Raw genomic sequence first — 26,371 nt, forward strand, 5'->3', positions numbered from 1 at the left:
GCGGCCCGTCGGGTGACGAGCCGCCCTGAAAAACCTTGCGGTTCAGTATCCTAGTAGCGACGCTGACCGTTTTCCCAGTAGCACTCGTCCTGGCGGTTGTCGTAGCAGTAGTAGTAATTTCCGCGGTTATCGCGGTAGCGCTGCTGGTTGTTGCGGTCGGCTTGTGAGCCGCGGACGGCGCCGATGGCGCCGCCGGCGAGGCCACCGATGAGGGCGCCGGTCGCGGCGTTGCCGCTGCCGACATTGTTGCCGATGATGGCACCCGCGATCGCACCGATGCCGGCGCCGATGGCGCCCTGGCGGACCGTTTCGTTGGAGCCGTTGCCGTAGGGGTCACTGGCGCAGGCCGAGGCCAGCAGGCCGGCGGCCCCGATCGCGATAATCGCCTTGTTCATGAGATGGTCCTTCATTCCTGATGTTCGCCCCGAAAGCGAGAACGCTGGATTATGGCAGAGGTTCCGCGCCTATGCTCCCGGTTAACGATGTCATATGACTGTCGAAGCCGGCGCGCGAGGGGCGTGGCCGGCGAAACGACAGTCGAGGGGGAGTCACCATGCGTTTTCCTGAACCGGTCCGGAGTTCGGACGACCACGCCAGCCCTGTGTGGGCCCGCACCAAGCGTCGCTCGAGCGGCGGCGGCGGCGGCCTCGTCGGCGTGATCGTGACCCTGCTGGCCCTGTTCGGCGTCCTGACCGCGGTGCTGGGCATCAAGGAAAGGTCGCTGGCCGAAGGCGGGGCCTTGATGGACGGCTGGATCACCGCCGGCGTGAACCAGGGCAGGACCCTGATCGGTCAGGCTCCGGAGGCCGCAGAGGTCGCCGCCGACAAGGCCGGAGCCGCCGCCACGAAGACCGGGGACGCCCTGGACGCCGCCGCCGCGACCGCGGCCCCGACGCCCCCGACACAATAGTGAAGCTTCGCCGGAACGCCCGGCGAGACAGTGCGTTCGGGGCGAATGACCGATACGATCCTGCCTGACGTCGAACCCCCGACGCCCGATCAGACCGCCACGGAGGCGGGCGCGGAGCCGCGCGTCTTGACGCGCCACGTCCCGATCAAACGGGTGGTGGTGCTGGTCAATCCCCTGTCCGGCTCGGTCGGCCCGCGCGCTGCGGCCGAGGTCGAGGCGATCCTGGCCGGGTATCCGTGCGAGGCGGAGGTCGTCGAACTGGTCGGCGCCACGATGGACGCCCAGATCAACACGGCCCTGGCGTCCGCGCCGGATGTGCTGTTCGTCCTGGCCGGCGACGGCACGGCGCGGGCGGCGGCCTCGAAGGCCGGGCCCAAGGGTCCGCTGGTCGCGCCCCTGCCGGGCGGGACCATGAACATGCTGCCGAAAGCCCTCTACGGCACGACCGACTGGAAGGTGGCCCTGAGAAACGCCCTGGAGCACGGCCGGTCCCAGTGCGTCTCGGGCGGCTCGGTCGAGGGCCAGGCCTTCTATTGCGCCGGCATCTTCGGCTCGCCCGCCCTGTGGGCCCCGGCGCGCGAGGCCATGCGAACCGGCAAGCTCAGCCTGGCCTGGACCTATGGCCGGCGCGCCCTGCGTCGCGCCTTCTCCGGCAAGATCCGGGTCGAGCTGGACGGCGGCAAGGCGCGCAAGAGCGAGGCCCTGGTCCTGATCAGTCCGATGATCTCCACGGCCATGGACGAACCGGTCGGGCTGGAGGCCGCAGCGATGGATCCCGCCGACGCGGCCCAGGCCTTCCGCCTGGCGGCCACGGCCCTGTTCAGCGACTGGCGTCAGGACCCGTCGGTCGTGACCCGGCCCGCCAGGCGCATCCGCATCAAGGCCCGCTCGCGCATCCCGGCCGTGCTGGACGGCGAGCCGACCCTGTTGCCCCACGACACGACCGTGACCTTCATCGCCAAGGCCTTCAACGCCCTGGTCCCCGAGCCCCCCGCGCCCGCCCCGGTCGAGGGCGCGGCCTGAGCATGGGACGGGTCCTCCAGTTTTCGGACATCCATTTCGGGGTCGAGCACAAACACGCCTGCGCCGCCGCGCTCGACTACGCCCACGCCGCGCCCAGCGACCTGATCCTGATCACCGGCGACATCACCCAGAAGGGCTATCCGGACGAGTTTTCGGCGGCCGGCGCCTGGATCAAGGCCATGCCGACGCCGCGCTTCGTCATCGTCGGCAACCACGACGTCCCCTACTGGGACGTGGCGGCGCGGTTGTTCTGGCCGTGGAAGGCGTTCGAGACGGCGACCGGCCACCCGGCCCATGACGGGGAGTTCGTCTCCGATACGGTCATGGTGCGCGGCGTCACGACGGCCCGGGGCTGGCAGGCCCGGGCCAACTGGTCCAAGGGCGTCATCGATCTGGACCAGACCCGGCGCGCGGCCGAGGCCCTGCGCGCCGCCCCGGTCGGAGCCCTGCGCATCCTGGCCTGCCACCACCCGCTGATCGAGATGATCGGTGCGCCGATGACCGGCGAGGTGAAGCGCGGCGACGCGGCGGCGGAAATCTTCGCCGAGGCCGGGGTCGATCTGATCACTACGGGCCATGTGCATGTGCCCTTCGCCCTGCCGATCGACCTGTCGGACCGCTGTTCCTACGCCATCGGCTGCGGGACCCTGTCGCACCGCGAGCGGGGCACGCCGCCGAGCTTCAACGAGATCGTCTGGGACAGGCACCAGATCACGATCAACGCCATCGCCTGGACCGGCGAGCGGTTCGAATGCAGCCAGTCGTGGAAACTGCCGCGTCGCCAGGACACCCGCCATGCCGAAACGGCGCCCGATCCGGCCGTGCGGGGGGTCAAGGAGGCGGCGGCGGTGTGAGCTCGCAGCCTCGATTCAGGCTTGCCCCCGGGGTGGCCGTCTCCGAGGAGGGGCCCGACAAGCAAGAAGCCGCGACCCGAAGGCCGCGGCTCTTGTCTGATGTGCGGGCCTCAGCCCGCTATATGCGCGTCCCGCGCCCCCTGAGTCCGCCCGCGACCAGGGAGATGACGAACAGGATGATGGCGATGACGGCGACGAACTTCGCGATTTCGAACGAGAAGTCGGCGATGCCGCCGAAGCCGAGAACGGCGGCGACGAGGGCGACAACGAGGAAGATGATGGCCCAGCGGATCATGGGAGGCCTCCTTGAGAGGGTTGATGACAGGCGCCGCCCAACCTCGACGCCGCCTGTCTGATCAACGTCCCGGAGGACCCGCCGTTCCGCCTATCGCCGGTACCGGCCGTGCGACTTCTCGGTGAAGGCCGCCGCGACCATGGTCGCCAGGGCCGGGTTGCGCAGGAAGATCCAGCCGCCGGCCAGGGCCGCGACCGTGCCCAGGATCGGACGCTGGCGGAACAGGGCCACGGCGCGGCTCCCCAGACCCGGAGCCACATCCTCATAGTCGTCCTCGTCGTCCATCGCGCCGGAGGCGTTCAGGAAGACGACGGCGACCACGATGGCGATCAGGGCGAAGACCCCGGCCGTGATCGCCGCCGCGCCGAGCGGCGGCAGGACCAGGGCGAGCGCGTAGTAGAGGGTCGCGCCCAGCGCCACGATGGCGACGAAGGCGCTGGCGGCGACCACGAAGGCCGCCGTCAGTTTCTTGACCAGCCCCTTGCCGATCATCAGCGGCGACGGCCCGCGAGCAGCAGGCCGAGCACGATGCCGACGCCCAGGGCGATGGCGGTCGACTGGACCGGACGTTCCTGGACCCGCTCGGTGATGTAACGCTGGGCCTCGTCGAACCGCTCGGAGGCGTCGTCGTAATATTCGCGGCCGCGCACGCGGGCCTGGTCGTAATAGCCGCGGGCCTGGTCGCGCAGTTCGTCGGCGCGCTCGCGGATGCGGGCGTCGGCCTCGGCGGCCTTCTCGCGCAGGCGGGCCTCGGTCTCGGCCGCCTTGGCCTTGAGGCGCGCGGTTTCCTCGCGGGCCCCGACCTTCAGGTCCTCCTTGAGGGTGTTGAGGTCGTTCTTGATGTCTTCACGTGCCTTCGAGGTCGCCATGATGCCGCGCTCCGTTTTGTCAGCTTTGCCGTAGATACAGGCCTAGTGCGGTCAACGCCAGATTAGGGCGGCGGTTCCTTGCGGTGCAGCACGAAGGCGCGAGGCAGTAGGGCATAGGCAGTAGGCAGTAGGCCGTGGGTGGCCGCGATGGCCGGCTGACCTCGCCAGAACCCTATTGCCTATTGCCTACTGCCTACTGCCTACTGGGCCCATGACCTCCTTCCTCTTCCCTCCCGCCCCGACCGTCTCCCTGCCCATCGCCGACGATGATCGCCGTTTCCCGGTGCGGCGGATCCTCTGTGTGGGCCAGAACTATGCGGCCCATGCGCGTGAGATGGGCAGCGACCCGACGCGCCAGGCGCCCTTCTTCTTTTCCAAGCCCGCGGACGCCATCGTCACCGACGGCGCGGACCCCGCCTATCCGTCGGCGACATCGAACCTGCACTACGAGGTCGAACTGGTCGCCGCCATCGGCGAGGGCGGAACGATCGCGGGCTGGGCCGTCGGCGTCGATCTGACGCGGCGCGATCTTCAGGCCCAGGCCAAGGTAAAGGGGAGACCGTGGGACGCGGCCAAGGGGTTCGACCAGTCGGCCCCCTGCGGCCCCCTGACGCTCGGCGCCCTGCCAGAACCGGCGGGGGCCATTGCGATCACCGTCAACGGCGAGACGAAACAGGCCTCGACCCTGTCCGAGATGATCTGGAACCCGGCCGAGATCGTCGAAAAGGCGGGCGAGCTGTGGGCCCTGCAGCCCGGCGACCTGATCTTCACCGGCACGCCCGAGGGCGTCGGACCTTTGGTCGCAGGCGACGTCGTCGAGGCGACCATCGCCGGTCTCGAAACCCTGAGGTTCACCGTAAAATGATCCTGCACGGCTATTTCCGCTCCAGCGCGGCCTATCGGACGCGGATCGCCCTCAACCTGAAGGGGGTCGCGTACGAGCCGCACGACATCGACCTGCGCACCGGGGCGCAGCGATCGGAGGCCTTCCTCAGGCTGAATCCGCAGGGACTGGTCCCGGCGCTGGAGGTGGATGGGGTCGTCATCACCCAGAGCACCGCGATCCTGGAATGGCTGGACGACACCTTCCCCGAACCGGCCCTGATGCCGTCAGACGCCATCGGCCGGGCCCAGGTGCGGGGAATGGTCGGGCTCATCGCCTCGGACATCCATCCGCTGAACAATCTGCGGGTCCTGAGCGAACTGCGCGGGACCTTCGGCGCGGATCAGGCGCAGATCGACGCCTGGGCCGGGCGCTGGATGGTTCCCGGGTTCGAGGCCCTGACGGCGCTGACGGCGAAACAGGGGAGCGGCTGGCTGCATGGCGACACCCCGACCCTGGCCGACTGTTATCTGATCCCCCAGCTGTTTTCGGCCCGGCGGTTCAATGTGGACCTGACGCCCTTCCCGGCCCTGACGGCGATCGAGGCGCGAGCCCTGGCCCACCCCGCCTTCGCCGCCGCCCATCCGGACCTGCAGCCCGGCGCCGACTGACCGAGCCGTGTTCCGCCGGTAAGGAACCGGTAGGGTCTCCCTCAGCATCGCTTAAGCATTGGTGGTGCAGAGTGCCGGGGTGAAATCACGCGTTTCCCCTTCTCCGGCCGCGAAGCTGGCCCTCGCGGTCGTGACCGAGCCCGAGCGCGCACTCCCCGTTCCCGTCGGCGCGCGCGAAGAGGCGATGCGCACCCTGTTGCAGACGGCCGCTGACGCCGGGGTCGCCCTGATCGCCACCCGCCCGACCGGCGACGGCGAGCGGCTGCTGGGACAGGCCTGGCCCTTCCCGTCGCCCTTCTCCGTGACCGTGCGCACCGTGGCCCTGTCCGAGGGTCTGGACCGGGTCGAGGCCCGCGCCCGGCGTTCGCTGGAGCGGATGGGCCTGCCGCGCGGCGACGTCCTGCTGGCCTCCGGCGCGTCCGACCTGGCCGGTGCCGAGGGCCGCGCCCTGTGGGACCGGATGCAGGCGCTCAAGGACCGCGGCCTCTACAAGCGCATCGGCTTCATGGCGACGATGGAGGACGGACCGACGCTGCTCGCGCGCCGTTTCCAGCCCGACGTGGTGCAGATGCCCTGCAATATCCTCGACCAGAGGCCGGTCACCGAAGGCGTTCTGAGCGACCTCGCCGGGATGGGCGTCGACGTCCATGTCTCGTCAGTGTTCGCGCGGGGCCTGTTGTTCACCAACCAGGAAAACCTGCCGCCGCATCTGGCCGATCACGGCATCGCCCTGTCGCGCACCCGGCGGCGTCTGGCCGAGGCGCGGATCGATCCGATGCAGGCGGCGCTCGCCTTCTGCCTCGGCCTGCCGCCGGCCGCCGCCGTGGTCGCGAGCGTCGCCTCGGCCGCCGAGCTGCGCGCGGTCCTGGCCGCCGCCCACGCCCCGCGCCCCGACCTGGACTGGGACGCCCTGGCCTTCCAGGAGCCGGCGGTGCTGAGCGCGGGATACCGCCAGCGGGTCGCGGCCTGATCCTGCCCCGACGGGGGAGGAATAGCTTGAGCCGACGCGGACGATCCGTCACCCTGACGGGACGTCATGAACGCCCCCCTCTCCCATCCGCCGAAGACCGAAACGAGCGCCGCTGATCAAGGCGCCGTCACGCCCTTCATGGCCCAGTATCTGGCGGCCAAGGCGTCGCAGCCGGATGCGGTGCTGTTCTTCCGCATGGGGGATTTCTACGAGCTGTTCTTCAGGGACGCGGAGCTGGTGGCGGCGGCCATCGGCCTGACCCTGACCAAACGGGGCAAGCATCTGGGCGAGGACATCGCCATGTGCGGCATGCCCCACCATGCGGCCGAGGGTTATATCGCCCGGCTGATCCGTCAGGGCTTCCGCGTGGCCATCTGCGAACAGATGGAGGATCCCGCCGAGGCGAAGAAGCGCGGCTCCAAGGCCATCGTCCGGCGCGACATCGTGCGGGTGGTGACGCCGGGCACCCTGACCGAGGATTCGCTGCTGGACGCGCGCGGCGCCAACCGGCTGGCGGCCGTGGCGATCCGGCGGGGTCGGGCGGCCGTGGCGGTGGTCGAGCTGTCGGCCGGGGCGGTGGACTGCGTCGCCTGCGACCTCGGCGACCTCGGTGCGACCCTGGCGGCCTTCCGGCCGTCGGAGGTGCTGGTCACCGACAAACTCTATTCCGATCCCGGGCTGAAGGGCGCGCTCGACGGGTCGGGCGGCGTGGTCCAGGCGCTGGCGTCCGCTGTCGCCGAGCCGGCGGCGGCGGGCGGTCGGGTGGCACGCCTCTACGGCGTCGCCTCGCTGGACGGATTCGGGGCCTTCGAGGAGGCGGAGGTCTCGGCCCTGGGCCTCATCGCCGCCTATCTGGAGACGACCCAGGCCGGCAAGGTCCCGGCCCTGTCCCCGCCGCGCAGGTCGGGCGAGACCGGCTTCCTCGCCATCGATCCGGCGACGCGGCTGAGCCTTGAGATCGACCGGACCCAGAGGGGCGAGCGCGAGGGCAGCTTGCTCGCCTGTCTCGACCGGACGGTGACCTCGGGCGGGGCGCGGGCCCTGGCCGAGCGGATCGCCCGGCCGCTGCGGAATCCGGTCGAAATCAATCATGGACTGGATGCGGTCGAATGGCTGCTGGAGCGGCGCGCCCTGCGCCGTGATCTGCGCGACGGACTGAAGGCCTCGGCCGATGTGGCCCGCGCCGTGTCGCGACTGGCGCTCGGACGCGGCGGCCCGCGCGATCTGGCAGGAATTCGCGCCGGATTGACCATCGCCGAGGCGCTCGCCGGCCTGTTCACCGTCTCGCCCGACCCGTTGACGGGGCCGCCCGCGCGGATCGTCGGCTGTCTCGACCGGCTGACCCTGTCGCCCGATCTGGCCCGGCTGATGCTCGATCTGGCCGAGGGGCTGGCCGAGGACCCGCCGCATCTGGCCCGCGACGGCGGCTTCGTGAAGCCGGGCTTCCGGCCGGAGCTGGATGCGGCCCGGACGCTGCGTGACGACAGCCGCCGCGTCGTCGCCGATCTGGAGGCCCGGGCCGTGGCCGACAGCGGCGTGCCGTTCAAGGTCCGGCACAATGCGGTGCTCGGCTATTTCCTCGAGACCACAGCCAAACACGCGGAACCCCTGTTCCGGGCGGGGCCGGAGAGCCCGTTCATCCACCGTCAGACCCTGGCGGCCCAGGTGCGGTTCACCACGGTCGAACTGTCGGAGCTGGACGCGAAGATCAGCCAGGCCGGACACCGGGCCCTGGCCATGGAGGGCGAGACCTTCGAGGTCTGGTGCCAGACTGTCCAGTCACTTGCCATGCCGTTGCAGGCCGTGGCCGACGCCCTGGCCGAGCTCGACGCCACAACCGCCCTGGCCGAATGGGCGGAAGAGGTCGGGGCTGTGCGGCCGGTGGTGGACGATTCGAAGGTCTTCGTGGTCGAGGCCGGGCGTCACCCTGTGGTCGAGGCGGCGGTGAAGCGGGCGGGCGATCCGTTCACGCCCAACGACTGCAAACTGGACGGGGACGGCGTCGGCTGCGCCCGCCTTTCGATCGTCACCGGGCCGAACATGGCCGGCAAGTCGACCTTCCTGCGCCAGAACGCGCTTCTGGTGGTGCTGGCGCAAGGGTCCTGTTTCGTGCCGGCGAAATCGATGCGGCTCGGCGTTGTCGACCGGCTGTTCAGCCGGGTGGGCGCCGGAGACGATCTGGCGCGGGGCCGCTCCACCTTCATGATGGAGATGGTCGAGACGGCCGCCATCCTGACCCAGGCGACGCCGCAGAGTTTCATCGTCCTGGACGAGATCGGGCGCGGCACGGCCACCTATGACGGCCTGGCCATCGCCTGGGCCTGCGCCGAGGCCCTGCACGACGTGAACCGGTCCCGCACCCTGTTCGCGACCCACTACCACGAGCTGGCCCGGCTGGAGGAGCGGCTCGACCACGTCTGCAACCTGTCCATGAAGGCCAAGGAGTGGAACGGCGAACTGGTCTTTCTGCACGAGGCGGCGCCGGGGGCGGCGGACCGGTCCTACGGCGTCCAGGTGGCCAAGCTGGCAGGGGTGCCTCCGGCCGTGGTCGCCCGCGCGCGGGCCGTGCTCGACCGGCTGGAGACGGAGAAGGCGGCGCAGGGGCGGCTCGATGACCTGCCCCTGTTTGCCGTGATGGAACCGGCGGCCCCGGCGCTGAAATCCGCCGTGGATGAGGCGGTGGCCGCGCTGGATCCGGATGCGCTGACGCCGAGGGAGGCGCTCGAGGCACTCTACCGGCTGAAGGGACTGGCGACGTGACCCTCTCCTTTGCCTTCGTCATCCTCCGGCAAGCCGCTCTTGCAGCGCGGACCGGGGGAGGCGCCGAAGGCGATCTTTTCAGCCACGATGCCGGCAGCGTTGTCCGCGACAGGTTCGCGCTCTCGCGCGCCGGAGGATGACGACAGTGGGTGACGCCCTCGACGCCCGTCTCAACGCCATCGTGTCCGGCCCGGGCGTACGGCCCGCCGTGGCGGCGGTGCTGAAAGCCCACTACGACGCAGCGCGCGAGAAGATCGCGACGAAACTGGCCAATGGCCTGCCGGGTGTGGAGGTGGCGCGGCTGTATTCGGCGGCGGCCGACGAGCTGCTGACCGCCCTGTGGCGGTTCACGACCGAGACCCTCTATCCGTCGCACAATCCGACCGAGGCGGAGAAGCTCAGCCTGATCGCCGTCGGCGGCTACGGCCGGGGGGTGCTGGCGCCCTTTTCGGATCTCGACCTCGTGTTTCTGCGGCCGTGGAAGACGACGGCCCGGACGGAGACGGTGGCGGAGTTCATGCTCTACGTCCTGTGGGACCTGGGGCTGAAGGTCGGGTCCTCGGCGCGGTCGGTGGACGAGGCCCTGAGCCTGGCCCGGTCCGACATGACCATCCGCACGGCCCTGCTGGAGGCGCGGCCCCTGGCGGGCGACGACAGGCTGACCGAGGACTTCCTCTGGCGCTTCCGGGGCATGGTCACCAACGCCGATCCCCGCCCCTTCATCGCCGCCAAGATGGAGGAGCGTGAAACACGCCATTCCAGAACGGGCGCGGTCCGTTATCGCGTCGAGCCGAACATCAAGGACGGCAAGGGCGGGCTGCGCGACCTCAACACCCTGTTCTGGATCGCCCGGTCCCTGGCGCCCGAGAGCCCGCTGGGCGCGCGGGTGCTGGACGAGCTGCTGACGCCGCGCGAGCGACGGACCTTCGAGGAGGCGTTCGACTTCCTGTGGCGGGTGCGGGCGCATCTGCATCTGGCGGCGGGGCGGGCCGAGGAGAAGCTGACCTTCGACCTCCAGCCGGAGGTGGCGCGGCGGATGGGCTGGCGCGGTCGCGGCGACGAACCGGCGGTCGAACGGTTCATGCGCCGATATTTCCTCGTCGCCCGCGACGTCGGCGCCCTGACCCGGGCGATGAGCGCGACCCTGGAGGCGCGCCAGCAGAAGAAGACGATGAGCCTGTCGCGGCTGATCCCGGGCCGGAAGCGGAACCTCGGCGTCGAGGGATTCATCGAGGACGGAGGGCGGCTGTCGGTGACGGGACCCGAGGTGTTCGCCGGGGACCCGGTCAAGCTGCTGACCCTGTTCGTCTGCGCCGATCAGCACGACCTCGACGTCCATCCGCACGCCTTCTCAGCCGTCACCCGTTCGCTGGCCCTCGTGACGCCCAGGCTCAGGCGCGATCCGCGCGCGACCGCGGCCCTGTTGCATGTGCTGGCGCACGGCCAGAGGCCCTATCGTGCCCTGACCATCATGAACGAGGCGGGACTGCTGGGCCGGTTCCTGCCGGAATGGGGCCGGATCGTCGGCCAGACCCAGTTCAACATGTACCATGCCTATACGGTCGACGAGCACACGCTCCAGGCCATCGGCATCATCAACGACATCCAGCGCGGCAAGCTCAAGGACGACCATCCCCTGGCGACCGAGGTGATCCATCTGATCGCCGACCCGGAGGCCCTGATGCTGGCCATGTTGCTGCACGACGTCGGCAAGGGCGGGGAGCGGGGGCAGCTGGAGGACGGGGCCATCGCCGCGCGCAGGGCCTGCGAACGGCTGGGCGTCGATCCGCGGCGGATCGAGATCGTGGTCTGGCTGGTGCGGCACCACCTGGCCCTCAGCGACTACGCCCAGAAGCGGGATATCTCCGATCCGGCGACGGTCCAGGCCTTCGCCGAGCTTGTCGGTGATCCGGAGCGGCTGCGGATGCTGCTGGTCCTGACCGTGGCCGATATCCGGGCCGTGGGGCCGGGGGTGTGGAACAGCTGGAAGGGTCAGCTGATGCGCAGCCTCTATGCGGCCGTCGAGGCCCTGTTCCGGGGCGAGGACATCCAGACCGTCGATCCCCTGGCCGAACACGCCGACCTCGTCGCCCGGGCCCTGGAAGGCGGGGCGGCGGTGGAGGCCCGGACCTGTGTCGCCGGGCGGATCGAGGAGACGACGGAGATCGCGCTGGCGGCCCGTGACCGGCCCGGCCTGTTCGCCGATCTGGCGGCGGTCCTGGCGGCTGCAGGCGCCGATGTGACCGGTGCGCGGGTCGCGACGGCCGCCGACGGCACGGTGCTGGACGTCTTCCAGGTCCAGGACGGGGCCGACCAGCCCTATGGCCAGGCCGAGCCGCGGCGGCTGAAATCCCTGATCGCGGCGCTGGAAGCGGCGGCGAGGGGAGAGACCCCCGTCCAGCCGCCCGCCATGCCCCGGTCCTCGCCGCGCCGGGCCGTGTTCGATGTGCGGCCGGTGGTGATGATCGACAATGCGGCCTCGGCCGACGCCACGGTGATCGAGGTCTCGGGCGCCGACCGGCCGGGCCTGCTGGCCGAGCTGTCCCGCACCCTGTCCGACCACGACCTGTCGATCCGCTCGGCCCATGTCGCCGGCTTCGGCGAACGGGCGGTCGACAGCTTCTATGTCACCGATCGCAGCGGCCGGAAGCTGAAGTCCGACGGCCTGCTCGACGACGTCCATGCCGCGCTGGAGGCCGTGCTGGACCGCGCGCCCGAAGCGCCCGAGGGACGCCGGATCACCGCCGCCCGGGCCAGCGCGCGCGACGTCTCGGACCTGCGGCCGAGGAAGCCCGTTTCGCCCGCGCCGGAAGCGCGCTAAGCGCAAGGTCTCCCCGATGTCCTGCGTGAGCGCCCGCCTGTGAGTCTCGCCCGAAACGCCCTCGTGCAGGCGACCCTGACCCTGGGCAGCCGCATCCTGGGGTTCGCCCGGGATCTGGCCCTGTCGGCCAATTTCGGCCAGGGCGCGATGATGGACGTCTGGTCCACGGCGCTCATGCTGCCCAACATGTTCCGCCGGCTGTTCGCGGAGGGGGCCTTCGCCCAGGCCTTCGTGCCGATCTACGGCGGGGTGCGGGCCCGCGAGGGCGAGGAGGCAGCCGCCGTCACGGCCTCGGAGGCGCTCAGTTTCATTTTCGCGGTCGTGGCCGGGTTCTGCATCCTGGCCCAGATCGCCATGCCGTGGCTGATGCCCTGGTTGCTGTCGGCCTATCGCGACGATGCAGGGGTGATGCATGTCGCCACCGTCGCCGCCCAGCTGACCATGCCCTACCTCGCCTGCATGACCATCGCGTCTTTGCTGTCGGGCGTGCTGAACACCTCGGGCCGTTTCGCCCTGTCGGCGGGCGTCCCGGTCTTTCTCAACCTCTGCACCCTCGGGCCGCTCGTGGCCCCGCTGGTCCTCGACATCGACGAGACGGCGCTGATCTATGCGGTGACCCTCGCCGTCACCGTCTCCGGCGTGATCCAGGCGGGTCTGCTGTGGTGGGGCGTCCGGCGCCTCGGCATCCGGCTGAACCTCTCCCTGCCCCGGATGACGGAGGGCGTTGCGCGGACGCTGAAGCTGGCCATCCCGGGCGTGCTCGCCGGCGGCGCCCTGCAACTCAATTCCGTCGTCAGCCAGCTGCTGACCGGCTCGAACGAGGGCGCCCGTTCGGTGCTCTACAATGCCGACCGCCTGTACCAGCTGCCGCTCGGCCTCGTCGGCGTCGCCATCGGCCTGGCCCTCGTGCCCCGGCTGACCCGGGCCTTCGTCTCGGGCGACCACGAGGGCGGACGTCGCACGCTGGACGACGGCATCACCCTGTCGATGGCCTTCACCCTGCCGGCGGCCGTGGCCCTGTTCGTCATCCCCTTCTTCATCATCGACGCGACCGTGACACGCGGCGCCTTCACCAGCGCCGACGCGGCCCGAACCGCCGACGTGCTGCGCCAGTTCGCCTGGGGCGTCCCGGCCTTCGTCCTCGCCAAGGTGCTGACCCCGCCCTTCTTCGCCCGTCAGGACACGCGACGGCCGATGATCTTCTCCGTCGCCTCGGTCGGGGTGACCGTGGCCCTGGGCTCGGCCCTGTTCTTCGGCCTGCAGGCCGCGGGCATGGACGGGGTGCTGGGTCTGGCCGTCGCGACCAGCGTCTCGGCCTGGGTCAATGTCGGCCTTCTGGGCGGGACCCTGCTGCGCGAAAAGGCGTGGAAATTCTCCGGCCGGTTCATATCGAAATTCCTGCGCGTGCTTGCGGCCAGCGCCGTCATGGCCGCCGTGCTCCTGCCCGCCAGCCTCTGGTACCGCGACCTGAGCCAGCTGCTTCTGGCCAAGGAGATCGCCGTGATCGCGGTCTGCGGGGTCGGCGCCCTTGTGTATGGCCTCTGCCTCGTGCTTTTCCGCGCCGTGAGCGTCTCCGAGCTGAAGGCGACGCTGAGACGTGAACCCGGGGCCTCGACCCTCGCCGGACTGGATTGATGACTGACGCCTCCCCGACCGTTCCCGCCTACAGCGGCCCGCGCCGCATCCTCAGCGGCATCCAGGCGTCCGGCGCCCTGCATCTGGGCAACTATCTGGGCGCCCTGAAGCGGTTCACGGCGCTGCAGGAGTCGGGCGCGCCCTGTTTCCTGTTCGTGGCCGACATGCACGCCATCACCGTCTGGCAGGATCCGGCCCTGCTGACGGCCCAGACGCGCGAGATCGCGGCCGCCTATATCGCCTCGGGTCTCGATCCGGCGACGTCGACCATCTTCCCCCAGTCGGCCGTGCGTGCGCATGCCGAACTGGCCTGGGTCTTCAACTGCGTCGCCCGGCTCGGCTGGCTCGACCGGATGACCCAGTTCAAGGAGAAGTCGGGCAAGCACAAGGAACGGGCCTCGGTCGGCCTCTACACCTACCCCGTGCTCCAGGCCGCCGACATCCTGCTCTACAAGGCGACCGAGGTGCCGGTCGGCGAGGACCAGAAACAGCATCTGGAGTTGACCCGCGACATCGCCGGCAAGTTCAACACCGATTTCGACGCGCCCGGCTTCTTCCCCCTGCCCGAACCCCTGATCCAGGGCCCGGCCACGCGGGTCATGAGCCTGCGCGACGGCGCGGCCAAGATGTCCAAGTCCGATCCCTCGGACCAGTCGCGCATCAACCTGACCGACGACGCCGACACGATCGCCGCCAAGATCCGCAAGTCCAAGACCGACATGGGCGTCATGCCCGAGCCCGGCGAGAGCCTGGACGACCGGCCCGAGGTCAAGAATCTGATCGCCATCTACGCCGCCCTGTCGGACCAGACGCGCGAACAGGTCACGGCCCAGTTCGCCGGCCAGGGCTTCGGCGCCTTCAAGCCGGCCCTGGCCGATCTGGCCGTGTCGTCGCTGGCCCCGGTCACCGCCGAGATGCGTCGCCTGATGGACGACCCGGCCGAGATCGACCGTGTCCTGAAGGACGGGGCCGAACGCGCCACCGCGATCGCCGACCCGGTGGTGGCCGAGGTCAAGAAGATCGTGGGCTTCTGGCAGGGCTGAGGTCAGCGGGTTTCGGACCCGGCGTCGCGGGCGGGGCTGACCCGAAATCGCCGCTGCGCTAAGGCGTGACCATGAGCCATCCGCTGGACCGCGCCGTGTGGAACGCCCTGACGACCCGGTTGTCGGGCTTCGTCACGGCCGACAGCGACGTCCGCGCCGTGCGCATCGATCCGGAGGTGGGGATCTTCGTCTCGGGCGCCGATGCGGGGTCCGGGACGGTTAGGGCCATGGCGGACCTGGCCCTGCGCCATCCGGGGGCGGGGATGGTCGAGCGGACCGGCGGCCCTATGGACGCTTTGGACCTGCCGGGCGTGGAGGTCATGAACCGTGTTCCTCTGGTCCAGATGGTCTGTTCGGCCCTGACGGCAGGCGGTCCCGACCTTGTTTTCGAGACCCTGACCGAGGCCGATGCGCCCGAGATGCTGGCGCTGGCGATCCTGACGAAGCCGGGTCCGTTCCGGTCGAGGACGCGACGGCTCGGACCCTTCATCGGGGTCAGGCATGAGGGGCGGCTGGTCGCGATGGCGGGGCGGCGGTTGCGGGTCGACGGCTTCACCGAACTGAGCGGCGTCTGTACCCACCCCGATCATCGCGGCAGAGGCTATGCGGCCGGTCTGTCGCGGGCCGTGACGGGAGAGATCCTGGCGACAGGCGAGGGGGCCTTCCTGCACGCCTTCGCCGGGCACGATGCGACCATCGCCTTCTACCGCTCCCTGGGCTTCGAGGTCCGGGCGCCGATGACCTATACGATTCTCAAATAGCGGGAGGGCGACATGACCTACGACGCGACCATCGAGTGGACCCGGGGCGATCAGGCCTTCGTCGACAACAAATATTCGCGGGCCCACGTCTGGCGCTTCGACGGCGGGGCCGTGGTGCCCGGCTCCTCGGCCCCGGCCAGCGTACCCCTGCCCTTGTCCGACGCCTCGGCCGTGGATCCGGAGGAGGCCATGATCGCCTCCCTGTCCAGCTGCCACATGCTGTGGTTCCTCGCCCTGGCCGCCAAGGCCGGGTGGGTGGTCGACCGCTATGTCGACGCGGCCTCCGGAGAGCTGGATCGCAATCCGGAGGGGCGGCGCTATCTGGCGCGGGTGGCCCTTCGTCCGGTCACGACCTTCACCGGGACCGCGCCGGCCCAGGACGCGCTCGACGCCCTGCATCACGCCGCCCACGACCACTGCGAGATGGCCCATAGCGTCCGCGCGACGATCACGATCGAGGCGACGATCGGCTAGATCAGGTCCGGGCCTTCAGGAAGCCGACGAAGCGGCGGATCGCCTCCGTCGTGGCGTCGGGATCGTAGCGGACCTTCGGATGGGTCAGGCCCGGTTCGTCGAAGGCGTGGGTGGCGTCGACGATCCATTCCTCGATCTCCGAGCCGGCCTCGCGGGCGCGGTTCAGGACGCGTTCGTAGTCGGCGCGGCGGGCCAGATGATCCCGCGTCGGGAGGATGACCAGGGCGTCGAGGGCGCGGCGCCAGCGGAACCAGCGGCTCCGGGCCGGGAAGGCGACATAGGGATAGGGCATGAAGGCCCCGACGACGCCCGACAGGTCGGCGTTCGCCGGATCGGCGATCATCGCCTCTCCCCGCCTTTCGAGCTTCCCGGTCATCAGGTCCATGATGGCCCAGGCGCCATGGCTCCAGCCCGCCAGGACGATCCGGGCCGGATCGGCATCGGGCAGGGCCTTCGCAAAGGTCGCCGCGGCCATCACATCCCCTGCCCGCCTTCCGCCGCGCAGCAGAAGCCCGGTGCAGACGAAGGTGCGGACGAAGGCGTCCGACCAGCCGCGGGCGATGAAGCTCTCGACCGTCACCGCCATCCAGCCGACCCCGGCCGCCGCCTCGGCATAGCGATGCAGGTGGGATCGCACCCCGCCGCAGCCCGGGAAGATCAGGACGACGGGAAAGGGGCCTGATCCCTCGGGACGACGGATGACGAGCGACGGCTTCAGGCGGGCCCAGCGCTCCGCCAGGGTGTCCATCAGGCGGCGGCGGGAACCGGGCGGGGCGCGACGGCGACATCATCCAGCAGGGCGCGGAAGCGACGGATGGCTTCGCCGGTCAGGTCGGCGTCGTATTTCATCGGCAGGGCCGTCATCGGCTCGTCGAAACTGTGGGTGCCGGGCGCGATCCAGGTCTCGACCTCGGTGCCGCAGTTCCGGACCATGTCGTGGACCCGCTCGGCATTGCGGACAGTGGTCAGGTGGTCGTTCCGGGAGATGACCGCCAGCGTCTTCGGGCAGTGCCGCCAGGGCCGCATCCGGTTCAGGGCCGCCACCCCGACATAGGGATAGGCCAGGTAGGTCGCCTTCACGCCCGACAGGTCGGCGGTCTCCGCGTCCCTGACGCCCAGCGCCTTCGCCGGACCCGGATCACAGCTCATCGCCTCCATGATGCCCCAGCCGCCGTGGCTCCAGCCGGCGAGGACGATGCGGGTTTCGTCCACGTCGGGCCGGGCCGAGACGCCCTGGATCGAGGCGACGACGTCGCCGCCCCGCTCCCAGCCGCGCAGCATCAGGCCGGTGCAGACCGTGGCCATGGCGAACTCGCGCGACCAGCCGCGCGGGGCGTAGGAATCGACGATCACCGCGCGCCAGCCGGCCTCCCGGGCGGCTGCGGCGTACATCGGCAGATGACCACGCAGGCCGCCACAGCCGTGGAACAGGAGGACCGTGGGGCGCGGCCGGTCGTCGTCCGGGCCGACGACCTGGATGAAGGGCTCGAGCCTGGCCCAGCGGTCGGAGAGGGTGTCCATGAAGGCACCTTAAGCCGTCCCCTCTCCCGTTGGGAGAGGGCTTGAGCCTCCGGGAGCGCAGCGATCGGCCAGGCGAAAGGGTGAGGGTCGTGCGTCACCGGCGAGATCCGACCCTCATCCGTCTCGCTGCGCTCGCCACCTTCTCCCAACGGGAGAAGGAAAGCGACTTCAGTGCCGGAAGACGCGGACGCCGGTGAAGGCCATGGCGATGCCCTGTTCGTCGGCCGCGGCGATGACCTCGGCGTCGCGCATCGAGCCCCCCGGCTGGATCACCGAGGTGGCGCCGGCGGCGACCGCTTCCAGCAGGCCGTCGGCGAAGGGGAAGAAGGCCTCGGAGGCGCAGGCTGAACCCTCGGCCAGGGAATGGGCCAGTCCCTTGGCCTCTCCGGCCTCGCGGGCGCGGATGGCGGCGATCCGGGCGCTGTCGCGACGGTTCATCTGGCCGGCGCCGATGCCGGCGGTCTGGCCGTCCTTGGCGTAAACGATGGCGTTCGACTTGACATGCTTGGCCACGGTGAAGGCGAACAGCATGTCCTCGATCTCCTGCGGCGTCGGCTGGCGGCGGGTGACGATCTTGAGGTCAGAGGGCCGGATCAGGCTGCGATCGCGCGACTGGACCAGGAAACCGCCCGCGACGCTGCGGAAGACCTCGCCCGGGCCGTGCGGGTCGGGCAGGCCGTCGGTGATCAGCAGGCGCAGGTTCTTCTTGGCGGCGAAGACCTCCTTCGCCTCGTCGTCGGCGCCGGGGGCGATGACCACCTCGGTGAAGATCTCGGTGATGGCGCGGGCGTCGGCCCCGTTCAGCAGGCGGTTGACGGCGATGACGCCGCCGAAAGCCGAGACGGCGTCGCATTCCAGGGCGCGGGCGTAGGCCTCGCCGAGGTCCTTGCCGACGGCCACACCGCAGGGGTTGGCGTGTTTGACGATGACGCAGGCCGGGCTCTCGAATTCGGCGACCAGTTCATAGGCGGCGTCGGCGTCGGCGATATTGTTGTAGCCCAGCTCCTTGCCCTGGATCTGGGTCGCGTGGGCGACGCCGGGGCGCGCCTCTCCGGTGCGGTAGAAGGCGCCCGTCTGGTGCGGGTTCTCGCCGTAGCGCAGGGTCTGGGCGAGGCTGCCGGCGATCGATTTGCGGGCCGGGGCGGCGTCTTCCAGCTGTCCCGCGAACCAGCCCGAGACGGCGGCGTCATAGGCGGCGGTGCGGGCGAAGGCGCGGGCGGCCAGCTGCTTGCGCAGGGCCAGGGACGTCGACCCTGAGGCCTTCAGCGCCTCGACGATCAGGCCGATGCTCTCGCCGTCGACGGCGACGGCGACATAGCCGTGGTTCTTCGAGCCCGAACGGATCATGGCCGGGCCGCCGATGTCGATATTCTCGATCACCGCGTCGAACCCGGCGCCCGAAGCAACGGTTGATTCGAACGGGTACAGATCAATCCACACGATATCGATCGGGCCGATGCCGTGTTCGTCCATGGCCGCCCTGTGCTCGGCCGCGTCACGCACCCCCAGCAGGCCGCCGTGAACGACGGGGTGCAGGGTCTTGACCCTGCCGTCCATCATTTCGGGGAAGCCGGTCAGGTCGGCCACGTCCTTCACGGGCAGGCCGAACCCGGCGATGGCGGCGCGGGTGCCGCCGGTCGAGACCAGCTCCACGCCCGCCTCGTGCATCGCGCGCGCGGCGTCCTCGAGCCCGGTCTTGTCCGAGAGCGAGATCAGGGCGCGGACGGGCTTCACCGCGTCGGGGGCGGGGGGAAAGTCGGGGGCGGCGGGCATGGGGCGAATCCTGGGGGAGGGCGGATGCGCGCGCGTCTAGCACCGGTGACGCTGCGGGTCACCTTCGGTGACGGGAAACTAGACCCGGATGTCCAGAAGCTGGCCGAGGCGGGGCAGGCGGGGCGTCTCCGGCTCGCTGGTCCGTGCGGCCTGGCCTGTCGGGGCCTGGGGGCCGGGCGTTGTGGCCTGCACCTCGCTGAGCGCGGCGCGGAAGAAGGCGGCCTGGGCGGCCTTCACCTGCGCCGTCTGGCCGGTCGGCGTTGTGGCGGGCAGGGTCTGCGGAATGTCGGGCCGAATCGCGCTCATGCGAACAGGGTTAACGAAACCTGTCGAAAAAGGGTTAACGGGAAGGCCTTCAGCCAAGGCAGGGCTTCGGTGCGAAATCCAGGCCGCCTGCACTGGGGATCTGGACCCCGGCCTGCGCCGGGGTGCACGGTTGCAAGATTAGTTCGCGGCGTTGCGGCGGGCCTGGGCGTCTTCCAGTGTGGTGGCGGTCGGCAGGGGGCGCAGCGGCGCGTTCAGGGCCGAGGTCAGGCGCGCGACGTCCTGGTCGGTGAGCAGGGGGCCGGAGGCCTTGGCGACGATCCGGCCCATGGCGTCGACGGCGAAGCTCTCGGGGACGCCCGAGACGCCGAGGTCGAGGCCGGCGCGGCCCTCGCGGTCCACAAGGACCATGGCGAAGGGATCGCCCAGTTCGTCGAGGAAGGCCTGGGTCGCCTCGGGCTCGTCCTTGTAGGCGACGCCGACGACAGCGATCCCCTGCGCCTTCAGGGCCAGAAGGCGTGGATGCTCGAGGCGACAGGGCGCGCACCAGCTGGCGAAGACATTGACGATCATCGGCCTGCCCACGCCGGCAGTGCGGATGTCGACATTCTGAGGCCCGGCGACGCCGTCCTGAAGAATGGGCAGGACGGTTTCGGGCACGGTCTGGCCCACGAGGGCATCCGGTTTGAACGCGGGATCACGCTTAAGCGACCAGCCGATGAACAGGGCGGCGAGCGCGACCAGCACGACCAGCGGGATCACGGTCAGCCACCGGCTCATTGTGCCTGCCCTGCGGCGCCTTGCGTGACCTGAGGCCCGGCCTCGCCGTTGTCCTCCAGCCGCTTCAGCTCGGCCTTCCATCGGCGTGACGCCACAACGGCGCGGGCGACGACGGCGCCGAGCACGAGGACGCTGATGCCCCAGGCGGGCCAGACGAAGGCGGCGTAGGGGCTCATGTCGAGGTCGGGCATCGGCTAGGCCTCCATCGCCCTACGGGCGCGCAGGGTCTGGACCCGACGGCGGGTGATCTCGGTGCGGATCGCGGTCAGCCAGACGGCCAGGAACAGGGCCCCGTAGGCCGCCATCATGGTCAGCAGGGGGGCGAGGAAGACGGGATCGAGGCTGGATCCGCCCGCGCGCAACAGGGAGGCGGGCTGGTGCAGGGTGTTCCACCAGTCGACCGAGAACTTCACGATCGGCAGGTTGATCAGACCGACGAGACCGAGGACGGCGGCGGCGCGGGCGGCCTTCTGCTCGTCGTCAAGCGAGGCGCGCAGCGCCATATAGCCGAGGTAGAAGAGGAACAGGACGAGCACGCTCGTCAGCCGGGCGTCCCAGACCCACCAGGTTCCCCACATCGGCTTGGCCCAGACAGCGCCTGTAAACAGGGCGAGCGCTGTGAAGGCGGCTCCGGGCAGGGCGGCGGCGCGGGCCGCGGCGTCGGCCAGCGGATGGCGAAAGACGAGGGCGAAGAAGCTTGAAACGCCGAGCGCCGCATAGGCCGCGAGACCCAGGGTCGAGGCCGGCACATGCACGAACATGATCCGGACCGTGTCGCCCTGCTGATAGTCGCCGGGCGCCGCGAAACTGAGCCAGGTCCCGACAGCCAGCAGAACGGCCGCGATCGCCCACAGCACCGGCGTCAGCGGCCGGGTGAAGCTCATGAAACGGGCGGGATTGGCGAGGCCGAACATCGTCCGCGCGATTACGCGCCGCGGCGGGATGGAGCAAGCGCACGCCGGGTCGCGCCAACGAAAACGGGGCCGGGGCTTGCGCCCCGACCCCGTCAATCACTTGAAAAATCCGTGAAGGACTATTCAGCGGCCTTCAGCTGGCCGGCAGATTCCTTGCCGGTGCGACGGTCGCGTTCGACTTCGTACGAGACCTTCTGGCCTTCGTTCAGGCCGTTCATGCCTGCGCCTTCAACGGCCGAAACGTGCACGAACACGTCCTTGCCGCCGTCCGAGGGCTCGATGAAGCCGTAGCCTTTGGTGGAGTTGTACCATTTGACAGTGCCGGTAGCCATTTTAAGGACCTCCGTTAGCAGTTTGCATCAGGCAAGAGCGCCTGAAGCCTGTCGGGTCTGAATGGGATCGGCCAGAAACTCGGTGCGTTCGCAAAGAGAGAGGGCGTTACGCAGAGAGATCGACAGACGTCATATGGGCGCAAAACGCCCTGTGCACAACCTGAGTCTTGAGTCGCCCCGATTCAGGCCGGTCCCGGTCCGTCCTCGTCTTCGCTCCCATCCCCGGAATCGGTCGGGGCGGGCGCGCCCGCCTCGCCTTCCGGCGCGACATAGTGGGCGACGCAGAGCTTGCGCAGGGCGGAGGTCAGGGATCCGCCGTACAGGCGATCCTGGACGCGCTCATGGCCTTCCTGCTGCAGTCGGGCCTTGATGTCGCCGACGGTGCGGCACTCTCCGCTGCGGGCGAGTTCGTAGGCGCGTTCGAGGGTCGTCAGACGAAAGTTGTTACTCATGGTCAGGGAGATAGGCGCACCGACGCGGTTTTGCGAGACGGGTCGGACACGTCAGGCGTCGTGGCCACGCCTCAGCCTCCGGGCCACCGTCGTCGCCTGTCGCCGCGTGAAGGCGACGAGCTCGCGACTGCCCTGGGGCGCGCCTACCGTATCGGCCATGGTCGCGCCGCGCGCACCGATCGGCGCCCCGCGTTTCACGGTGGTGTCGATCGCCGTCTGATGCTCGATCTCGGCGTTCAGCTTGGCGCCCATCAGCACGACCTGAACCGACAGCCAGACCCACAGCAAAAAGCCCATCGCCGTCGCCAGGGGACCGTAGGAGTCCATGCGAACGAAGTTGGTCAGATACCAGCTGAAGGTGAAGGAGATCAGCACGCTGACTGTCGCGGCGAAGAGGGCGCCGGGGAACAGCCACCGCACCGTCGCGCCCGCCCGGCTGGGGCCGAAGCGATACATGGTCACCAGCGTCAGCACGTAGATGGCGAACAGCATCGGCCATCGCAGCGGAGCCAGGCGCTCCCAGTCGTCGGCCAGACCGAACAGCCCCAGCACGATCGGCACGCCGACCACGAGGGCCGCGCTGACCAGAACCGCTGCCAGGCCCGACAGGGTGAAGGCGAAACACAGCAGATTGTACTGGATGATGTCGCGCTTCTCGACCTCGTGATAGGCGACGTTGATGCCGTGAAACAGTGTCTTGATCCCGTTGTTGGCCGTCCACAGTGACAGGCCCAAAGTCCAGATCAGGGTGAAGGTCAGGTCCCGCGTCGAGCCTGCGGCCAGCCGGGTCATTTCCTGGGCCAGGAAGCTCGCGACGCTGGACGGCAGGAGGGCGTAGAGGAAGGCGACCCGCGCGGAGGCGTCGGCCGGGTCGGCGAACAGGCCGTAGACCGTGACGAAGGCCGCCAGGGTTGGAAACAGCGACAGCAGCATCAGGAAGGTGACGCCCCCGGCGACGAAGCCCACCTGATCGGTGAAATAGCCGTTGCCGACCCGCCAGCCGATGTCGAGCCAGCCCTTGTGCGGGATGTGTGCGGGACGTCGCGCCAGTCGCCCCCGACCCGGGTGCATGCTGTCGAACTCTTCGGGCGTCGGGGGTTGGGGCGGAGCCGCCCCGGCGCGTTCCGGCCGGAGCTCCAGGCCGAATCTGTGTCCCTGCGAATAGATCAGATGCGCGGCGCCCGCGCCGGCGGCCAGTCCTCCGATGATCGCGCCGATGAAGGCCCAGGGGCCAGAAAAAAGGGGGCGGCGCGCGGACGATCGGATCGGCGAGGGAAATTTCATCGGCGGGTCAACGGTCCAGCGGCGGGCCGTGTTCCGGCTGCAGTTCACCTTGCCTGAATTCGCGCGCTGGGGCACTGACCGGCCGTGGCCGAGACTTCTTCCGCATCCGTCGCCGCCCTGTACCGCCATCCGGTCAAGGGTTTCACGCCCGAGCCGCTGGAGCGGGCGGTGTTGACGGCCGGCCGGGCCTTTCCCGGCGACCGGCTGCGCGCGGTCGAGACCGGGCCGTCGGGCTTCGATCCCCGGGCGCCGGCCCATATCTCAAAGATGCGGTTCACTGTGCTGGCGCGCCTGCCGGAGATCGCGCGGGTCCGCACCCGGTGGGACGAGACGACCGATACGCTGCATGTGTCGAGCGAGGGCGCGCCGGACCTGTCGGTGAAACTCGGCGATCCCGGGGACGAGCGGCGGCTGGAAGCCTGGCTGACGGAATTCCTCGGCGAGGAGGCGACCGCGCCGCTGCGCCTGCTGGACGGAACCGGCCACCGGTTCATGGACGATCCCGCAGGGTCGGTTTCGGTGCTGAACCTGGCCAGCGTGCGCGACCTGTCCGGACGGCTGGGCGTGAGGGTCGACCCCTTGCGGTTCCGGGCCAATGTCTGGGTCGAGGGCTGGCCGGCCTGGGCCGAGAACGACTGGACCGGGCGCGACCTGACCCTGGGCGAAGCGAGGCTGACGGTGATCAAGCCGATCGTTCGCTGTGTCGCCACCCATGTGGACCCCGAAACCGGAAGCCGGGACATCGATGTGGTTTCCGCCCTTCAAGAGCTTTACGGCCACCGCTGGTGCGGCCTCTATCTTTCGGTCGGAACCGGCGGGACGCTGACCGTCGGCGACCGCGCGGAGCTTTGCTGAATGACGGACACCCACACCCTCGTCGCCGCCTGGAAGGCCGCCCAGGGCGAGCTGAAGGCTGCCCGCATCGACAGTCCGGCCATCGACGCACGCCTGCTGCTCGAGGCCGCGACCGGCGCCAGCCGGCTCGAGATACTCACGGACCCCCACCGGCCCCTGACGCCGGACCAGTCGGCGACCCTGGCCGGCTATGTCGAACGTCGCCTGCGCCGCGAGCCCGTGTCGCGGATCCTGGGCCGCAAGGGGTTCTGGAAGATCATGCTGAACGTCACCCCCGACGTGCTCAGCCCGCGTCCGGACACCGAGACCATCCTCGACGTGGCCATGCTGGCCTTCGAACCGGCCCAGGCCTTCAGCGTCATCGATCTGGGGACCGGATCGGGCGCCATCCTGCTGGCCGTTCTCGGTGACCGGCCGGCCGCGCACGGCGTCGGCACCGATATTTCGTCCGAGGCCCTGGCCGTGGCCAGGGAGAATGCCGCCAATCTCGGGCTGGATAACCGCGCGACCTTCCTGAGGACGGAGTGGGCCGCCGGGTTCGGCGACCACAGCTTCGATCTGGTGGTGTCCAACCCGCCCTATATTCCGTCCGACGACATTCCCGGTCTGGATCCGGAGGTGCGCGAGCATGATCCGATCCTGGCCCTGGACGGCGGCCCCGACGGTCTGCAGGCCTATCGCGACCTCGCCCCCGAGATCGCCCGCATCCTCAAGCCGGGCGGCACCTTCGCCGTCGAGATCGGCTGGGACCAGGGCGAGGCGGTCAAGGCCCTGTTCGAGGCGGCGGGGCTGGAGGAGGTGAAGGTGGTCAAGGACCTCGGCGACCGGCACCGTGTGGTCACCAACGGTCCGGATCCAAGAACGACGCCGATCCGCCAGTCCTAGTCCGGGGCTGATCCGAACAAACCCCTTGGAAACCGCCCCGGCGCGCGCTAAGTCCTTGGTTGTCTCCCTCCCTTCCGCATCTCGCTGAACCGCTCCAGGTCCAGCGACGCTCGGCCGGGACGCGCGTGAAGGTCGGCGGTGTCACTGCCAGCGGACCACGACGGGCGACAAAGGTCCTTCCGATCACATCGCCGCCGGGGATTGGCCCCCAAGCGAACCGGAACCACAGACAACCGGCCTGACACCCTCGCCATGTTCGCGCAGGGACACGCCAAACCAGCACGGTAAGCCTCGATGCGAGATTTCAAGGGCATGAAGCGTCAGCGCGGCCGCAACCGGAAACCCGGTGGCGGCGGCGGCAACGCGAATGCGGCGAACCCCAACCGTTCATGGGACTCGCAAGGGCCCGAGAACATCAAGGTCCGCGGCAACGCCCAGACCGTCTACGAGCGCTATCAGCAGCTGGCGCGCGACGCCGGCTCGTCGGGCGACCGGGTGCTGGCCGAGAACTATCTCCAGCACGCCGAACACTATTTCCGCGTCCTGCGCGCCCTTCAGCCGCAGCGCCCGGTGTCCGAGATCGCCGCGCGCGAACTGTCGAACCAGGGCTATGACATCGATTTCGAGGATGAGACCGGGGCCCAGGCCGCCGCCTTCCTTGCCGCGCAACAAGCTGCCGACCGCATCCAGCAGCAGAGCGACGCCCGCGATGCCGAGGCCGCCCAGGGCGCCCAGCAGCCGCGCGAGCCGCGCGAATGGACTCCACGCCCGCCGCGTGACGAGAACCAGAATCGCGACGGCCAGAACCGCGATCGCGAATGGACCCCGCGTCCGCCGCGCGACAACCAGAACCGCGATGGCCAGGACGGCCAACCCCGCGCCGAGGGCGAAGGCCAGGGCGAGGGCGGTCGACGTGAGACCCGTCGCGAACGCTGGGAGCGTCGTCGCGAGGAACGCAACCGTCGCTTCGAGGCCGAGGGCGGCACGCCCGACACCCGCACCTACGAAGAGGCCGAGGGCCGGTTCGAGAGCCGTTCCGACAGCGGTCGGCCGGAAAACGTCAGGGAGGGCGGCGACTTCATCGCCTCCACCGCGCCCGTGACCTATGTCCCGCCCGCAGAAGCCGCGCCGGTCGAGGCTGCGCCCGCGCAGGAAGAACGCCCCGCGCGCCGGACCCGCACGCCGCGCGCCGAGGCTCCGGTCGACACGACCCAGGCCCTGCCCGGCTTCCTGACCCGCTCGACGGCCCCGACATCGGCGCCCTCGGATGACGGCGAAACGCCCGCGCCCAAGCGCCGTGCGCCGCGCAAGAAGGCCGAGACTTCCGCCGACGGCGAATAGTCTTCCGGCTAGGGACAAACGCCGTCTGGCATTGGCTCTGGCCGGGCGCCGGATCGCGCCC

At 69.9% G+C, this 26,371-nt stretch carries 29 protein-coding genes; 15 read left to right on the forward strand and 14 right to left on the reverse strand.

Annotation, left to right across the window (positions count from 1 at the left end; all coding sequences use genetic code 11):
- Positions 1-50 precede the first annotated feature (50 nt).
- Entirely contained in the window at positions 51-395 is a 345-nt protein-coding gene (locus Q0044_RS02080) for a YMGG-like glycine zipper-containing protein (protein ID WP_298158891.1), read from the reverse strand.
- 158 nt (positions 396-553) lie between these two features.
- Here Q0044_RS02080 and Q0044_RS02085 point away from each other — a divergent pair, with 158 nt between their 5' ends.
- From Q0044_RS02085 to Q0044_RS02095, 3 genes are read left to right on the forward strand one after another with little or no spacing between them, the layout of a single operon-like run.
- Positions 554-910 carry a hypothetical protein gene (locus Q0044_RS02085; protein ID WP_298158895.1) on the forward strand — a complete coding sequence of 119 codons (357 nt, stop codon included), beginning with the start codon at positions 554-556 and terminating at the stop codon, positions 908-910.
- 45 nt (positions 911-955) lie between these two features.
- Complete coding sequence (locus Q0044_RS02090; protein WP_298158898.1) at positions 956-1,933, forward strand: diacylglycerol/lipid kinase family protein; 978 nt, start codon at positions 956-958, stop codon at positions 1,931-1,933.
- Positions 1,934-1,935: 2 nt separating this feature from the next.
- Complete coding sequence (locus Q0044_RS02095) at positions 1,936-2,787, forward strand: metallophosphoesterase family protein (protein WP_298158901.1); 852 nt, start codon at positions 1,936-1,938, stop codon at positions 2,785-2,787.
- A gap of 118 nt (positions 2,788-2,905) precedes the next feature.
- Here Q0044_RS02095 and Q0044_RS02100 read toward each other — a convergent pair whose 3' ends face one another.
- From Q0044_RS02100 to Q0044_RS02110, 3 genes are all read right to left on the reverse strand, one after another.
- Entirely contained in the window at positions 2,906-3,082 is a 177-nt protein-coding gene (locus Q0044_RS02100) for a DUF1328 domain-containing protein (RefSeq protein ID WP_298158904.1), read from the reverse strand.
- Positions 3,083-3,172: 90 nt separating this feature from the next.
- Entirely contained in the window at positions 3,173-3,574 is a 402-nt protein-coding gene (locus Q0044_RS02105) for a hypothetical protein (RefSeq protein ID WP_298158906.1), read from the reverse strand.
- Entirely contained in the window at positions 3,574-3,951 is a 378-nt protein-coding gene (locus Q0044_RS02110) for an ElaB/YgaM/YqjD family protein (RefSeq protein ID WP_298158909.1), read from the reverse strand. The genes Q0044_RS02105 and Q0044_RS02110 overlap by 1 nt, the downstream gene beginning before the upstream one ends.
- 211 nt (positions 3,952-4,162) lie before the next feature.
- Between Q0044_RS02110 and Q0044_RS02115 the strand changes: the two genes are divergently transcribed.
- The 9 genes from Q0044_RS02115 to Q0044_RS02155 all read left to right on the forward strand — a co-directional run bounded on the left by Q0044_RS02115 (position 4,163) and on the right by Q0044_RS02155 (position 15,909).
- Positions 4,163-4,816 (forward strand): fumarylacetoacetate hydrolase family protein, encoded by a 654-nt coding sequence (locus Q0044_RS02115; protein WP_298158912.1) that lies wholly within the window; start codon positions 4,163-4,165, stop codon positions 4,814-4,816.
- Positions 4,813-5,445: a maleylacetoacetate isomerase gene (gene maiA, locus Q0044_RS02120; protein WP_298158914.1), complete on the forward strand. Its 633-nt coding sequence runs from the start codon at positions 4,813-4,815 to the stop codon at positions 5,443-5,445. Before Q0044_RS02115 ends, maiA begins: the two co-directional genes overlap by 4 nt.
- 79 nt (positions 5,446-5,524) lie before the next feature.
- Positions 5,525-6,415 (forward strand): aldo/keto reductase, encoded by an 891-nt coding sequence (locus tag Q0044_RS02125; protein ID WP_298158916.1) that lies wholly within the window; start codon positions 5,525-5,527, stop codon positions 6,413-6,415.
- Positions 6,416-6,481: 66 nt separating this feature from the next.
- Positions 6,482-9,175 carry a DNA mismatch repair protein MutS gene (mutS, locus tag Q0044_RS02130; RefSeq protein ID WP_524536146.1) on the forward strand — a complete coding sequence of 898 codons (2,694 nt, stop codon included), beginning with the start codon at positions 6,482-6,484 and terminating at the stop codon, positions 9,173-9,175.
- A gap of 136 nt (positions 9,176-9,311) precedes the next feature.
- Positions 9,312-11,996 (forward strand): [protein-PII] uridylyltransferase, encoded by a 2,685-nt coding sequence (glnD, locus tag Q0044_RS02135; RefSeq protein ID WP_298158919.1) that lies wholly within the window; start codon positions 9,312-9,314, stop codon positions 11,994-11,996.
- 39 nt (positions 11,997-12,035) lie between these two features.
- Positions 12,036-13,631 carry a murein biosynthesis integral membrane protein MurJ gene (gene murJ, locus Q0044_RS02140; RefSeq protein ID WP_298158922.1) on the forward strand — a complete coding sequence of 532 codons (1,596 nt, stop codon included), beginning with the start codon at positions 12,036-12,038 and terminating at the stop codon, positions 13,629-13,631.
- Entirely contained in the window at positions 13,631-14,674 is a 1,044-nt protein-coding gene (gene trpS, locus Q0044_RS02145) for a tryptophan--tRNA ligase (protein WP_298158924.1), read from the forward strand. The genes murJ and trpS overlap by 1 nt, the downstream gene beginning before the upstream one ends.
- A 71-nt stretch (positions 14,675-14,745) precedes the next feature.
- Positions 14,746-15,435, forward strand: coding sequence for a GNAT family N-acetyltransferase (locus tag Q0044_RS02150; RefSeq protein ID WP_298158926.1), 690 nt, complete (start codon positions 14,746-14,748; stop codon positions 15,433-15,435).
- 12 nt (positions 15,436-15,447) lie between these two features.
- Positions 15,448-15,909 (forward strand): OsmC family protein, encoded by a 462-nt coding sequence (locus tag Q0044_RS02155; protein WP_298158928.1) that lies wholly within the window; start codon positions 15,448-15,450, stop codon positions 15,907-15,909.
- 1 nt (position 15,910) lies between these two features.
- On the opposite strand, the gene Q0044_RS02160 is transcribed toward Q0044_RS02155, so the two are convergent.
- The 10 genes from Q0044_RS02160 to Q0044_RS02205 all read right to left on the reverse strand — a co-directional run bounded on the left by Q0044_RS02160 (position 15,911) and on the right by Q0044_RS02205 (position 23,229).
- Positions 15,911-16,657, reverse strand: coding sequence for a dienelactone hydrolase family protein (locus Q0044_RS02160; RefSeq protein WP_298158930.1), 747 nt, complete (start codon positions 16,655-16,657; stop codon positions 15,911-15,913).
- On the reverse strand, positions 16,657-17,430 hold the full coding sequence (locus Q0044_RS02165; RefSeq protein ID WP_298158933.1) for a dienelactone hydrolase family protein: 774 nt from the start codon (positions 17,428-17,430) through the stop codon (positions 16,657-16,659). Before Q0044_RS02165 ends, Q0044_RS02160 begins: the two co-directional genes overlap by 1 nt.
- A 168-nt stretch (positions 17,431-17,598) precedes the next feature.
- Positions 17,599-19,203 (reverse strand): bifunctional phosphoribosylaminoimidazolecarboxamide formyltransferase/IMP cyclohydrolase, encoded by a 1,605-nt coding sequence (purH, locus tag Q0044_RS02170; RefSeq protein ID WP_298158935.1) that lies wholly within the window; start codon positions 19,201-19,203, stop codon positions 17,599-17,601.
- 78 nt (positions 19,204-19,281) lie between these two features.
- Positions 19,282-19,509, reverse strand: coding sequence for a hypothetical protein (locus Q0044_RS02175; RefSeq protein ID WP_298158938.1), 228 nt, complete (start codon positions 19,507-19,509; stop codon positions 19,282-19,284).
- A 138-nt stretch (positions 19,510-19,647) separates the two neighbouring features.
- Positions 19,648-20,247: a DsbE family thiol:disulfide interchange protein gene (locus Q0044_RS02180; RefSeq protein ID WP_298158940.1), complete on the reverse strand. Its 600-nt coding sequence runs from the start codon at positions 20,245-20,247 to the stop codon at positions 19,648-19,650.
- Positions 20,244-20,438: a heme exporter protein CcmD gene (gene ccmD / locus Q0044_RS02185; protein WP_298158941.1), complete on the reverse strand. Its 195-nt coding sequence runs from the start codon at positions 20,436-20,438 to the stop codon at positions 20,244-20,246. The genes Q0044_RS02180 and ccmD overlap by 4 nt, the downstream gene beginning before the upstream one ends.
- 3 nt (positions 20,439-20,441) lie before the next feature.
- Entirely contained in the window at positions 20,442-21,161 is a 720-nt protein-coding gene (locus tag Q0044_RS02190; protein ID WP_298158943.1) for a heme ABC transporter permease, read from the reverse strand.
- A 119-nt stretch (positions 21,162-21,280) separates the two neighbouring features.
- Positions 21,281-21,493, reverse strand: coding sequence for a cold-shock protein (locus Q0044_RS02195; protein WP_298158945.1), 213 nt, complete (start codon positions 21,491-21,493; stop codon positions 21,281-21,283).
- 182 nt (positions 21,494-21,675) lie between these two features.
- The gene (locus Q0044_RS02200; RefSeq protein ID WP_298158948.1) at positions 21,676-21,945 is read right to left on the reverse strand and encodes a hypothetical protein; all 270 of its coding nucleotides are present in this window, start codon (positions 21,943-21,945) and stop codon (positions 21,676-21,678) included.
- Positions 21,946-21,996: 51 nt separating this feature from the next.
- Positions 21,997-23,229, reverse strand: a complete 1,233-nt coding sequence (locus Q0044_RS02205) for a YihY/virulence factor BrkB family protein (RefSeq protein WP_298158951.1) — start codon at positions 23,227-23,229, stop codon at positions 21,997-21,999.
- Between the two features lie 84 nt (positions 23,230-23,313).
- On the opposite strand from Q0044_RS02205, the gene Q0044_RS02210 reads away from it, so the two are divergent.
- From Q0044_RS02210 to Q0044_RS02220, 3 genes are all read left to right on the forward strand, one after another.
- Entirely contained in the window at positions 23,314-24,084 is a 771-nt protein-coding gene (locus Q0044_RS02210; RefSeq protein WP_298158954.1) for an MOSC domain-containing protein, read from the forward strand.
- Positions 24,085-24,969, forward strand: a complete 885-nt coding sequence (gene prmC, locus Q0044_RS02215) for a peptide chain release factor N(5)-glutamine methyltransferase (RefSeq protein WP_298158957.1) — start codon at positions 24,085-24,087, stop codon at positions 24,967-24,969.
- A 312-nt stretch (positions 24,970-25,281) separates the two neighbouring features.
- Positions 25,282-26,310 (forward strand): DUF4167 domain-containing protein, encoded by a 1,029-nt coding sequence (locus tag Q0044_RS02220; RefSeq protein ID WP_298158960.1) that lies wholly within the window; start codon positions 25,282-25,284, stop codon positions 26,308-26,310.
- The last annotated feature ends 61 nt before the right edge of the window (positions 26,311-26,371 follow it).

Origin of the sequence: Brevundimonas sp. (assembly GCF_027484365.1) — a bacterium.
In the GTDB taxonomy this organism is placed as follows: Bacteria; Pseudomonadota; Alphaproteobacteria; order Caulobacterales; family Caulobacteraceae; genus Brevundimonas.

Excerpts from the sequence above, each read along its gene's own strand:
- Q0044_RS02080 (WP_298158891.1), bottom strand. The coding sequence starts at position 395 with ATGAACAAGGCGATTATCGCGATCGGGGCCGCCGGCCTGCTGGCCTCG.
- Q0044_RS02085 (WP_298158895.1), top strand. The coding sequence starts at position 554 with ATGCGTTTTCCTGAACCGGTCCGGAGTTCGGACGACCACGCCAGCCCT.
- Q0044_RS02090 (WP_298158898.1), top strand. The coding sequence starts at position 956 with ATGACCGATACGATCCTGCCTGACGTCGAACCCCCGACGCCCGATCAG.
- Q0044_RS02095 (WP_298158901.1), top strand. The coding sequence starts at position 1,936 with ATGGGACGGGTCCTCCAGTTTTCGGACATCCATTTCGGGGTCGAGCAC.
- Q0044_RS02100 (WP_298158904.1), bottom strand. The coding sequence starts at position 3,082 with ATGATCCGCTGGGCCATCATCTTCCTCGTTGTCGCCCTCGTCGCCGCC.
- Q0044_RS02105 (WP_298158906.1), bottom strand. The coding sequence starts at position 3,574 with ATGATCGGCAAGGGGCTGGTCAAGAAACTGACGGCGGCCTTCGTGGTC.
- Q0044_RS02110 (WP_298158909.1), bottom strand. The coding sequence starts at position 3,951 with ATGGCGACCTCGAAGGCACGTGAAGACATCAAGAACGACCTCAACACC.
- Q0044_RS02115 (WP_298158912.1), top strand. The coding sequence starts at position 4,163 with ATGACCTCCTTCCTCTTCCCTCCCGCCCCGACCGTCTCCCTGCCCATC.
- maiA (WP_298158914.1), top strand. The coding sequence starts at position 4,813 with ATGATCCTGCACGGCTATTTCCGCTCCAGCGCGGCCTATCGGACGCGG.
- mutS (WP_524536146.1), top strand. The coding sequence starts at position 6,482 with ATGAACGCCCCCCTCTCCCATCCGCCGAAGACCGAAACGAGCGCCGCT.
- glnD (WP_298158919.1), top strand. The coding sequence starts at position 9,312 with ATGACGACAGTGGGTGACGCCCTCGACGCCCGTCTCAACGCCATCGTG.
- trpS (WP_298158924.1), top strand. The coding sequence starts at position 13,631 with ATGACTGACGCCTCCCCGACCGTTCCCGCCTACAGCGGCCCGCGCCGC.
- Q0044_RS02150 (WP_298158926.1), top strand. The coding sequence starts at position 14,746 with ATGAGCCATCCGCTGGACCGCGCCGTGTGGAACGCCCTGACGACCCGG.
- Q0044_RS02155 (WP_298158928.1), top strand. The coding sequence starts at position 15,448 with ATGACCTACGACGCGACCATCGAGTGGACCCGGGGCGATCAGGCCTTC.
- Q0044_RS02160 (WP_298158930.1), bottom strand. The coding sequence starts at position 16,657 with ATGGACACCCTGGCGGAGCGCTGGGCCCGCCTGAAGCCGTCGCTCGTC.
- Q0044_RS02165 (WP_298158933.1), bottom strand. The coding sequence starts at position 17,430 with ATGGACACCCTCTCCGACCGCTGGGCCAGGCTCGAGCCCTTCATCCAG.
- purH (WP_298158935.1), bottom strand. The coding sequence starts at position 19,203 with ATGCCCGCCGCCCCCGACTTTCCCCCCGCCCCCGACGCGGTGAAGCCC.
- Q0044_RS02175 (WP_298158938.1), bottom strand. The coding sequence starts at position 19,509 with ATGAGCGCGATTCGGCCCGACATTCCGCAGACCCTGCCCGCCACAACG.
- Q0044_RS02180 (WP_298158940.1), bottom strand. The coding sequence starts at position 20,247 with ATGAGCCGGTGGCTGACCGTGATCCCGCTGGTCGTGCTGGTCGCGCTC.
- ccmD (WP_298158941.1), bottom strand. The coding sequence starts at position 20,438 with ATGCCCGACCTCGACATGAGCCCCTACGCCGCCTTCGTCTGGCCCGCC.
- Q0044_RS02190 (WP_298158943.1), bottom strand. The coding sequence starts at position 21,161 with ATGTTCGGCCTCGCCAATCCCGCCCGTTTCATGAGCTTCACCCGGCCG.
- Q0044_RS02195 (WP_298158945.1), bottom strand. The coding sequence starts at position 21,493 with ATGGCTACCGGCACTGTCAAATGGTACAACTCCACCAAAGGCTACGGC.
- Q0044_RS02200 (WP_298158948.1), bottom strand. The coding sequence starts at position 21,945 with ATGAGTAACAACTTTCGTCTGACGACCCTCGAACGCGCCTACGAACTC.
- Q0044_RS02205 (WP_298158951.1), bottom strand. The coding sequence starts at position 23,229 with ATGAAATTTCCCTCGCCGATCCGATCGTCCGCGCGCCGCCCCCTTTTT.
- prmC (WP_298158957.1), top strand. The coding sequence starts at position 24,085 with ATGACGGACACCCACACCCTCGTCGCCGCCTGGAAGGCCGCCCAGGGC.
- Q0044_RS02220 (WP_298158960.1), top strand. The coding sequence starts at position 25,282 with ATGAAGCGTCAGCGCGGCCGCAACCGGAAACCCGGTGGCGGCGGCGGC.